The sequence below is a fragment of the Pseudonocardia humida genome (assembly GCF_023898865.1).
Lineage (GTDB): Bacteria > Actinomycetota > Actinomycetes > Mycobacteriales > Pseudonocardiaceae > Pseudonocardia > Pseudonocardia humida.
Genome location: NZ_JAGSOV010000013.1, coordinates 1 through 9,210, shown reverse-complemented (window position 1 = coordinate 9,210; position 9,210 = coordinate 1). Strand labels below are relative to the sequence as shown.

The window sequence follows — 9,210 nt, the reverse complement described above, 5'->3', positions numbered from 1 at the left end:
CCCGCCCCCCCCCCCCCACCCCCCCCCCCCCCCCCCCCCCCCCCCCCCCCCCCCCCCCCCCCCCCCCCCCCCCCCCCGGGGGTGGGGGTGGGGGCGGGGGTGGGAGATCGAGCACGTCGTGCGGGCGGCGGCGCTGCCGTCGGTGACGCTGCAGGTGCTCCCCACGGCGGTCGGCGCGCACGCCGGCATCGCCTCCCCGCGACCGGCGACCACGACGGGCACGCCGGGTTCGTCGAGGCGCACTTCCACACCGCCGACGAGCTGCGCGGCGAACCGGTGGCCGCCGGGCTCGTCGAGGTCGACGTGCTCGGCGTGGGGGGCCCGACCTGGCCTGCGCTCGACGCCGCCGGCCTCGACGGTTCGACGCCGGGGTGGACGCCGCGCTGCGCTGCGCCCGGCTGGTGGAGTCCGACCCCGCGCTCATCCACGCGAGCGCCCACCTCCTCGCCACCGGGACGAGGACCGGTCCCCGAGCAGCACGACCTGGGTCGCCGGGTCGTAGTGCACGGCGGGCGCGCCGTCGACCACCAGGTCGGCGCGGGCGGCGGTGCCGGTGCCGGCGAAGTGCGCGCGCTCCTGGGACGCCCAGGCCTCCCAGTACGGCCGGTAGGTCTCGCCGTCGCGGGCCATGCTGCGCCGGTACCGCACCGTCTCCGGCGCCTCCAGCCACAGCACGAGCGACGCGCGCTCGGCCACCGACCCGGCGCCCACCCCCTCGACCACCAGCACGTCCGGGCGTCCGAGGTCGACCTCGGCGCCGTACGCGCCGGCGTGCCAGTCGTAGCGGTGGTAGCGGGCGGGCCCGCCCCCGACCAGGCCCTCGACGAGCGCGCGCAGCCGCCGCACACCCTCGGACAGCCCGTCCCACCCGTCGTACAGGTCGTCCATGTGCAGGACGGGCGGCCCGTCCAGCGCCGCGGCCAGCCGTTGGGCCAGCGCCGTCTTCCCGGCGCCGGACAGCCCGTCCACGCACACCAGCCGGGTGCCGCCGCAGCGCGCCTGCGCCGCCCGCACCCCGGCCGCGACCTCGCCGAACCCGACGACCTCCCGGTCGAGCCGCGCCAGCGCCGGGATCGGCGGGTCCTTCGCCATCAGGACACCCGGGGGCTCGCGAACTTCTCGCGCAGGGTCTTCTTGGAGAACTTGCCGACCGAGGTCTTGGGCACCTCGTCGATGAACTCGACGGCGTCGGGCAGCCACCACTTGGCCACCCGCGGCGCCAGGAACTCCAGGATCTCCTCGGCGGTGACGTTCTCGCCCTCCTTGACGACCACGCAGGCCAGCGGCCGCTCCACCCACTTCTCGTGCGGGATCGCGATGACCGCGGCCTCGGCGACCTTGGGGTGGGCCATGATCTCGTTCTCCAGCTCGACCGAGCCGATCCACTCGCCACCGGACTTGATCAGGTCCTTGGTGCGGTCGACGAGGCGCACCGAGCCGTACCGGTCGCCGGAGGCGACGTCGCCGGTGCGCAGCCAGCCGTCCTCGGTGAACTGGGCGCCGCCGCCCTCGCCGCGGTAGTACTCCGCGGCGATCCACGGCCCGGCCGCCTGCACCTCACCGGTGGCCTGGTCGTCCCACGGCTGGAGCTCGCCGGTGTCCGGGTCGACCAACCGGACGTCGACCAGCGGCACCGGGACGCCCTGGCGCGCGCGGTAGTCGGCGCGCTGGTCCTCGGTCCACTCCGCGTGGTGCGAGCGCGGGCTGCTCACGGTGGCGATCGGGCTGGTCTCGGTCATGCCCCAGGCCTGCAGCATCGGTACCCCGATCGCCTCCCGGTACGCCTCGGACAGCGCCCTGGGCACCGCGGAGCCGCCGCACAGGATGGTCCGCAGCGCGGACAGGTCGTGCTCGGGGAGCAGCGGCAGGACGCCCATCCAGATGGTGGGGACGCCGCCGGTCACGCTGACCCGGTGCCGCTCCAGCAGCGACACGATCGCCTGCGGGGTCATGTTCGGGCCGGGCATCACCATCGACGAGCCGGCCAGCAGGCAGCCGTAGGGCAGGCCCCAGGCGTTGGCGTGGAACATCGGCACGATCGGCAGCACGACGTCGCGCTCGGACAGCGCCATGGCGTCGGTGGTCAGCGTGATCAGCGAGTGCAGCACCGCCGAGCGGTGGCTGTAGACGACGCCCTTCGGGTTGCCGGTGGTGCCCGACGTGTAGCACATGGCGGCGGCGCGGTTCTCGTCCAGCACCGGGAACCGGCCCTCGAACGGCGTCGCGGCGGCCAGCAGCTCCTCGTAGTCGTGCACGCGGGGGTCGGACGGGACCTCGGCGTCGGCGCCGTCGTCGATGACGATCACGTGCCGGACGGACTCCAGCTGGTCGACCAGCGGCCAGAACAGCGGCAGCAGCGACCGGTCGACGAAGACGACCTCGTCCTGGGCGTGGTCGGCGATGTAGACGAGCTGCTCGGGGAACAGCCGGATGTTCAGCGTGTGCAGCACCCGCCCCGTGCACGGCGCGGCCAGGTACAGCTCCAGGTGGCGGGCGGTGTTCCAGCAGAACGTGCCGACCCGGCCGTCGGCGGAGACCTCCAGCGTGTCGAGCACCGTCGCCAGCCGCCGCACGCGCGCGGCCCACTCGGCGATCGTCGTGCTCGTCTCGCCGTTCGCGGTGGCCGTCACGATCGTCTTGTGGCCGAAGTACTGCTCGGCCCGGTGGAAGACGTGGGTGAGGGTGAGGGGCCGATCCTGCATCAGTCCGAGCATCGGTGCTCCTTCGGCGGCTGCGGCGTGACGATCGCGAACGTACCTCCGACGCCCCGCCGGTGACCATGCACCGAGTCGCGGTCAGCGCTGGTCGCGGAGCTGCTCGCGCACCCGCATGAGGGCGAAGCCGAGCAGGTTCAGCCCTCGCCACGCGGTGGGGTCGTCGGCGCGCTGGTCGTCGGCGGCGAGCCCGATGCCCCAGATCCGGTCGACCGGGCTGGCCTCCACCAGCACCCGCGACCCGGTGCCGAGCAGGACCGCCCGCAGGTCGTCGTGCTGGGTGAACTTGGCGACGTTGCCGGCCACGACGACGTCGAACCGCTCCGCCTCCCACGCCGCCGCGCGGAACCCGCGCACCTCGGCGCCGATCTTCTTCGCCTCCGCGGGCGTAGCGGCGCGCAGGACGCGCTCGGCGGCCTCGGCGTCGTCGAACAGGACGGCCTTGCGCCACATCATCCAGTGCTCGGCCGAGGCGAAGGTGCGGCCGTCGACCTCGAGGTCCACCGGCCACCACTGGCTCAGGCACCCCTTGCCGGGCGAGCCGTCCGGCGCGGGCCGGTGCCCCCAGAAGTACAGGTACTCCAGCTGGACGCCGGCGTCGGCGAGGGCGACGAGCTCGGCCGCGGAACGGGGGGACACGCCGACAGTGTGGTGGGCGCCCGACGACGGTGCACCTCGTCACCCGTCCCGAACGCCCGAACCCGACGCGATCGACCAGCACGCGGAACGGACGCGTGCGGTTAGGCTCGACGGCCGTGACGCCCTCCGGCCGGACCGCATCGGTCTGCCTCGACGTGGGCTCCACGTGGACCAAGGCCGCGCTGGTGGGCCCGGACGGGTCGCTCGTCGGTTTCGCCGAGCACCCGACCACCCGCCACGACGTGCTGGAGGGCGTGGACGCCGCGGTCCGCGGGGTGTCCGCGGCCGGCGGCGCCGACGACGGCGAGCCCGCCCTGCTGGCCTGCTCGTCGGCGGGCGGCGGGCTGCGGCTGGCCGTCGTGGGCTCCGAGCGGTTGGCCGCCACCGAGGCCGGGCACCGCGTCGCCTGCTCGGCGGGGGCCCGCGTGGTGCACGTCCACGGCGGGCCGCTGGAGCCCGCCGACGTGCGGCTGCTGCGCAGCGCCCGGCCCGGCGTGCTGCTGCTGATCGGCGGCGCCGACGGCGACGACCCCGCCGCGCTGCTGCACAACGCCGGGCGCCTGGCCCGCGCCCGCGTCCGGTTCCCGATAGTGCTCGCGGCCAACGCCGCCGCCCGCGACGACGCCGCGGCCCTGCTGCGCGCGACGGGCCGCACGGTCGTCGTCTCGGACAACGTGATGCCCCGCGTCGGGGAGATCGTCCCGGCGCCCGCCCGGGCCGCGCTGGCCCGCCTCTACGCCCGCCACGCCGTCGGCGCCCGCGGCCCCGCCGCCGCGCCCCGGTTCCGCAGGCTGGCCAAGGTCGCCACCCCCGACGCCGTCGGGCACGCGGCCGGCGAGCTCGCCCGCATCTGCGGGGGCCGGGTGCTGCTGGTCGACGTCGGCTGCGCCACGACCGACGTGCACTCCGCGCTGGGCGGCCCCAACTCGCGCACGGTCGAGGGCGACCTCGGGATGCGCTCGGCCGCCGAGGGCGTGCTGATCGCGGGGCAGGCCGAGGGCGTCGTCGACCCGGTCGAGGCCGACCTGCTCGGCCCCACCGTCGCCCGGATGGCCAGCGAGGTCGGCTACGTCCCGCGCGACCCGGGCAGCGCAGCGGAGGACCGCCGCATCGCCGCCCTCGCCGCCGTGATCGCCGTGCGCCGCCACCTGCGCGCCCACGCCGACGCCGCCGCCGGCCTGGGCCTGGTGGTGCTCTCCGGCGGGGTGTTCCGGCAGCGGGAGCGCCCGGGCGCGCTGGCCGCCGTGGTGTCCACCGTCCAGGCCGACCCGGTGCTCGCCGAGGCCCTGCGCGAGGTGCCGGTCGTCGTCGACGCCGACTTCACCGTGGCCCCCGCCGGCCTGCTGGCCGCGCACGGGCGGGGCGCGGCCGCCGAGGCGCTGCTGCGCGACCACCTGCTCGGCTGACCGCGTCCCGCGGGTCGGCCGGCCCTACCCTCCCGGCATGGCGTTGAGCACCGAGGCCGGGCTGCGGGACGTCGAGCGGGAGCTGGCGGAGCGCGAGCCGGTCTTCCACCGGACGGCGTTCGCGACGACCCCGCAGGAGCTGGAGGCGGCGACCGATCCCGACTTCTTCGAGGTCGGGGCCTCCGGGCGGGTCCACGAGCGCCGGCACGTGCTGGAGGTCGTGGCCCGCCGCTATGCCGACGGCGTGGTCGACGACGGCCTGCGCGGACGCGACTTCCACTGCCGCCGCCTCGCTCCCGACCTGTTCCAGCTGAGCTACGCGCTCACCCAGGGCGCGCGGGAGACCCGGCGGACCAGCCTCTGGCGGCGCGCAGCCGAGGGCTGGCGGATCGTGCACCACCAGGGCACGGTCGTCGAGGCCGGATGATCCCCGGGAGGTTCCTGGCCGCACAGGACCTGAAGGTGGCCTTCCTGAACTTCCGGAGCGGCCGGCGCGGCACGGGGGGTGGGCTCACCCGGCGGGCGTCGCCTCCACCGAGGGCGTCGTCGTGCGGGGGTACTGCCGGGTCGACTCGGCCGGCGCGCTCGTCTCCGCGCGTGGGATGCCGGTGGCGGGCGGCGGGACGACGAAGGGCGGTTGCGAGGGCGGCATCATCGGGCCCGGTGCCACCGACGGGGCGGGCGAGGCCGGGATCGGCTCGGCCCCGGTGGTGGTCGGAGCGGGGACGGGAGGGTCGGGGCGGTCGGCGGGCACCACGGTGCCGTACCCGCCCGTCGCGGCGGCGACGGCCGCCGTCACCCCGCCCAGCACCGCGACCGCCGCCACCGCGGCGGCGCCCGTGGCCAGCCGCTGCCGGCGCCTGCGTAGCCGGTCGCGCCTGCGCAGCACGCCGGCCAGCAGATCGGTGGGCGGGACGGCGTCCAGGTCGGGGTCGCGCAGCGCGGCCCGCAGGGCGTCCTCGGGGTCGGTCATCGGCTGCTCCCCTCGCTGGTCTGGTGGGCGGTGGTGGCGCGCAGGACGCTCAGCGCGCGGTGGGCGTGCGAGCGGACGGTGGCCTCGCGGCACCCCAGCAGCTCGGCGATCTCGGAGTCGGGCCGGTCGTGGTAGTAGCGCAGCACGAGCACCGCGCGCTGCACCGGGGGCAGCTGTGCGAGCACGCCGCGCAGCTGGTCGCGGTCGGCGACGCGCTCGTCGGCGGCCGGAGCCGCGGTCCGCAGCCGGGTGCCCGGGTCGGCCCACGGTCGTTCCCCCGACGAGCGCCGCCGCCGCCAGGACAGGAAGTCGTTCAGCACGGCCTTGTAGGCGTAGGCCCGCAGGTCGTCGACGCCGCCGAGGCGGCTCCACGACAGGCCCAACCGCGCCAGCACGTCCTGGACGATGTCCTCGGCCCGGTGGTGGTCGAGGGTGAGCCTGCGCGCGAACGCCACCAGCTCCGGCCCGGTGGCCAGCACGAACGACTCGAACGACGGCGACGGGCTCACGCCTGGGATCCGCCCGTCACCGCACTGGCGTACACCACCACGTTGTCGCGGTAGTGGCCGGTACCCCGGTCGAACTCCCCGCCGCAGGTGATCAGGCGCAGCCCGGCGTGCGGGATGTCGCCGTAGACCTCGGCCGTCGGGAAGCCGGACTTCGGGTGGCGCGCCACCCGGTCCACCGCGAAGACCGCGGTGCTGCCGTCGACCCGCAGCACCCGCACCTCGTCGCCGGGGCGCAGCGCGGGGAGGTCGTGGAAGACACCGGGCCCGGTGCGGGCCGAGTCGACGTGCCCGAGCAGCACGGCCGGGCCGATCTCGCCCGGGGTGGGCGAGTGGGAGTACCAGCCGGCGTCGGGGGAGTCGAGCGGCGGCTCCTCGGTGGTGCCGTCGGGGTCGAGGCCGAGCGCGAGCAGACCGCTGTGCACGTCGATCGCCGGGATGTCGAGCCGGACGGGGACCGAGCGGCCGAGCGGACCGGAGGCGCCGGCTGCCGGGCCGGTCGGCCCGGCCTCGAGCAGCGTCCGGTGCGGGCCCGGCGGCGCGGCCGCGAACGCCCCCACCACCGCGACCGCCCCGGCCACGGCGAGCGCGACCGCGAGCGCGGCCAGCAGCCGGCGCGGCGTCACCCCCGTCCCGCCCGGGTGGGGTCGGTCCGGCGGCGCAGCGCCAGCGCGGTGCCCGCGCCGGCCAGGCCGAGGCCGCCGAGCACCAGCAGGCCCGTCGAGTGGCCGGGATCATCGGCCGTGGCGCCGCCCCCGGTCTCCGGGGCGCCGACGGGGACCTGCGAGACCTGCCCCGGCCGTTCCGCCGGCGCGACCTGGGCGGGCGGCGGGGACGGGGCCGCGGAGGCCGGGATCGGCGTGGGCGCGGGCGAGGCCTCGATGGGCGGCGGCGACGGCTGCGGGGTGGTCGTCGCGTGCGCGGCGGGGGCCAGCACCAGCACGGCGGCGACGGCCACCGGCAGTGCCGCGAGCAGGCGGGTCGAACGGGGGTGCATCGCGTTCCTCGTCTCGGTCGGGTGACCGTGTGACGCGGTGGGCCCGCGTCCGCGTTGCGGGCCGTGACGCGCATCACTGCGCTGCCCGCGCTCGGGCGCCGACCGAGTTGACATGCCCCCCGGACTTGGCCACCCTGGTCAGGCAGGGATACCCGGGGGTCGAGAGGCGCTGCGACGGACGAAACGTCCGCCACGCTCGACCCACCGCTACCGAGGAAGGGCGCCTTCTCCAGCAGGAGATGACCAGGTGCCGCCCGACATCCCGTTCCCGTTCGAGGCCCGTTCGCGGGCCCAATCGGCGTGCCCCCGTGCGCACGCCGCCACCACCGCACAGATGCCCATCGAGGAGGCGTGACCACCCCATGACCGCTACTGCCGACAAGACCGCTACCGACCCGTCCGGTCGCCTGCGGAACCTGAACGGCATCGACTTCGCCGTCGCCGACCTGGGACTGGCCGAGTTCGGGCGCAAGGAGATCCGGCTGGCCGAGCACGAGATGCCCGGCCTGATGGAGCTGCGCCGCGAGTACGCCGAGGCGCGCCCGCTGCACGGCGCCCGCGTCGCGGGCTCGCTGCACATGACCGTGCAGACCGCCGTGCTGATCGAGACCCTGGTCTCGCTGGGCGCCGAGGTGCGCTGGGTCAGCTGCAACATCTTCTCCACCCAGGACCACGCGGCCGCGGCCACCGTGGTCGGCCCGCACGGCACCCCCGAGGAGCCGAAGGGCGTCCCGGTGTTCGCCTGGAAGGGCGAGACGCTGGAGGAGTACTGGTGGTGCACCGAGCAGCTGTTCCTGTTCCGGGACGAGAACGGCGAGCTCGTCGGCCCGAACATGATCCTCGACGACGGCGGTGACGCCACCCTGCTCGTGCACAAGGGCGTCGAGTTCGAGACGACCGGCGTCGTGCCGACCGTCGAGGACGACGACCTGACCGTCTCCGACGAGTACCGGATCATCCTGGACACGCTGCGCCGCTCGCTGGCCGCCGACGCGCACCGCTGGACCACGGTCGCCGACGGCATCCGCGGCGTCACCGAGGAGACCACCACCGGCGTGCACCGGCTCTACCAGCTCGCCGAGCAGGGCCAGCTGCTGTTCCCGGCGATCAACGTCAACGACTCGGTCACCAAGAGCAAGTTCGACAACACCTACGGCATCCGGCACTCGCTGATCGACGGCCTCAACCGGGCCACCGACGTGCTGATCGGCGGCAAGGTCGCGTTGGTCTGCGGCTTCGGCGACGTGGGCAAGGGCTCGGCGTCGGCGCTGGCAGGCCAGGGCGCCCGGGTGATCGTGAGCGAGGTCGACCCGATCTGCGCGCTGCAGGCGCTGCTGCAGGGCTACCAGGTCGCGACCCTGGAGTCGGTGGTCGACAAGGCCGACATCATCGTCACCACCACCGGTAACAAGGACATCATCACCACCGAGGCGATGTCCCGGATGAAGCACCAGGCGATCGTGGCCAACGTCGGCCACTTCGACAACGAGATCGACGTGGCCGGACTGGGCCGGATCCCCGGCATCATCCGGATCAACATCAAGCCGCAGGTCGACGAGTGGGTCTTCCCGGACGGCCACTCGATCATCCTGCTGTCCGAGGGCAGGCTGATGAACCTGGGCAACGCGACGGGCCACCCGTCGTTCGTGATGTCCAACAGCTTCTCCAACCAGGTGATCGCGCAGGTCGAGCTGTTCACCAAGTTCGAGGAGTACAACAAGGACGTCTACCGGCTGCCCAAGCACCTCGACGAGAAGGTCGCCAAGATCCACGTGCTGGCGCTGGGCGGCGAGCTGACCAAGCTCACCAAGGAGCAGGCCGAGTACATCGGCGTCGACGTCGAGGGCCCGTTCAAGCCCGAGCACTACCGCTACTGATCCGGTCGTGGGGGGGGGGGGCGGGGGGGGGGGCGGGGGCCCCCCCCCCCCCGGGGGGGGGGGGCGGGCGGGGCCCCCGCCCCCCGGGGGGGGGGGGG

General features: G+C 75.4%; 10 protein-coding genes. 3 read left to right on the top strand and 7 right to left on the bottom strand.

The window, feature by feature from the left end; translation table 11 throughout:
* Window positions 1-420: 420 nt before the first annotated feature.
* The 3 genes from KDL28_RS06655 to ybiA all read right to left on the bottom strand — a co-directional run bounded on the left by KDL28_RS06655 (window position 421) and on the right by ybiA (window position 3,353).
* Complete coding sequence (locus tag KDL28_RS06655; protein ID WP_252436349.1) at window positions 421-1,092, bottom strand: AAA family ATPase; 672 nt, start codon at window positions 1,090-1,092, stop codon at window positions 421-423.
* Window positions 1,092-2,714 carry a long-chain fatty acid--CoA ligase gene (locus KDL28_RS06650; protein ID WP_252436348.1) on the bottom strand — a complete coding sequence of 541 codons (1,623 nt, stop codon included), beginning with the start codon at window positions 2,712-2,714 and terminating at the stop codon, window positions 1,092-1,094. The genes KDL28_RS06655 and KDL28_RS06650 overlap by 1 nt, the downstream gene beginning before the upstream one ends.
* 81 nt (window positions 2,715-2,795) lie before the next feature.
* Window positions 2,796-3,353, bottom strand: a complete 558-nt coding sequence (gene ybiA, locus KDL28_RS06645; protein ID WP_252436347.1) for a riboflavin biosynthesis intermediates N-glycosidase — start codon at window positions 3,351-3,353, stop codon at window positions 2,796-2,798.
* Window positions 3,354-3,469: 116 nt separating this feature from the next.
* Between ybiA and KDL28_RS06640 the strand changes: the two genes are divergently transcribed.
* Window positions 3,470-4,759 (top strand): glutamate mutase L, encoded by a 1,290-nt coding sequence (locus KDL28_RS06640; protein WP_252436346.1) that lies wholly within the window; start codon window positions 3,470-3,472, stop codon window positions 4,757-4,759.
* 37 nt (window positions 4,760-4,796) lie between these two features.
* On the top strand, window positions 4,797-5,186 hold the full coding sequence (locus tag KDL28_RS06635; RefSeq protein ID WP_252436345.1) for a nuclear transport factor 2 family protein: 390 nt from the start codon (window positions 4,797-4,799) through the stop codon (window positions 5,184-5,186).
* An 84-nt stretch (window positions 5,187-5,270) separates the two neighbouring features.
* Here the strand turns inward: KDL28_RS06635 and KDL28_RS06630 are convergent, their stop codons facing one another.
* From KDL28_RS06630 to KDL28_RS06615, 4 genes are read right to left on the bottom strand one after another with little or no spacing between them, the layout of a single operon-like run.
* A complete protein-coding gene (locus KDL28_RS06630) occupies window positions 5,271-5,732 on the bottom strand; it encodes a hypothetical protein (protein ID WP_252436344.1) in 462 nt (153 codons plus the stop codon).
* Window positions 5,729-6,241, bottom strand: coding sequence for an RNA polymerase sigma factor (locus KDL28_RS06625; protein WP_252436342.1), 513 nt, complete (start codon window positions 6,239-6,241; stop codon window positions 5,729-5,731). Before KDL28_RS06625 ends, KDL28_RS06630 begins: the two co-directional genes overlap by 4 nt.
* On the bottom strand, window positions 6,238-6,864 hold the full coding sequence (locus KDL28_RS06620; protein WP_252436341.1) for a class F sortase: 627 nt from the start codon (window positions 6,862-6,864) through the stop codon (window positions 6,238-6,240). The genes KDL28_RS06625 and KDL28_RS06620 overlap by 4 nt, the downstream gene beginning before the upstream one ends.
* Window positions 6,861-7,235 carry a GVDTG sorting domain-containing protein gene (locus tag KDL28_RS06615; RefSeq protein ID WP_252436340.1) on the bottom strand — a complete coding sequence of 125 codons (375 nt, stop codon included), beginning with the start codon at window positions 7,233-7,235 and terminating at the stop codon, window positions 6,861-6,863. The genes KDL28_RS06620 and KDL28_RS06615 overlap by 4 nt, the downstream gene beginning before the upstream one ends.
* 362 nt (window positions 7,236-7,597) lie before the next feature.
* Here KDL28_RS06615 and ahcY point away from each other — a divergent pair, with 362 nt between their 5' ends.
* On the top strand, window positions 7,598-9,112 hold the full coding sequence (gene ahcY / locus KDL28_RS06610) for an adenosylhomocysteinase (protein ID WP_252436339.1): 1,515 nt from the start codon (window positions 7,598-7,600) through the stop codon (window positions 9,110-9,112).
* Window positions 9,113-9,210 lie beyond the last annotated feature (98 nt).

Coding starts and splice junctions, on each gene's coding strand:
- KDL28_RS06655 (WP_252436349.1), bottom strand. CDS start 1,092: ATGGCGAAGGACCCGCCGATCCCGGCGCTGGCGCGGCTCGACCGGGAG.
- KDL28_RS06650 (WP_252436348.1), bottom strand. CDS start 2,714: ATGCTCGGACTGATGCAGGATCGGCCCCTCACCCTCACCCACGTCTTC.
- KDL28_RS06635 (WP_252436345.1), top strand. CDS start 4,797: ATGGCGTTGAGCACCGAGGCCGGGCTGCGGGACGTCGAGCGGGAGCTG.
- KDL28_RS06630 (WP_252436344.1), bottom strand. CDS start 5,732: ATGACCGACCCCGAGGACGCCCTGCGGGCCGCGCTGCGCGACCCCGAC.
- KDL28_RS06615 (WP_252436340.1), bottom strand. CDS start 7,235: ATGCACCCCCGTTCGACCCGCCTGCTCGCGGCACTGCCGGTGGCCGTC.
- ahcY (WP_252436339.1), top strand. CDS start 7,598: ATGACCGCTACTGCCGACAAGACCGCTACCGACCCGTCCGGTCGCCTG.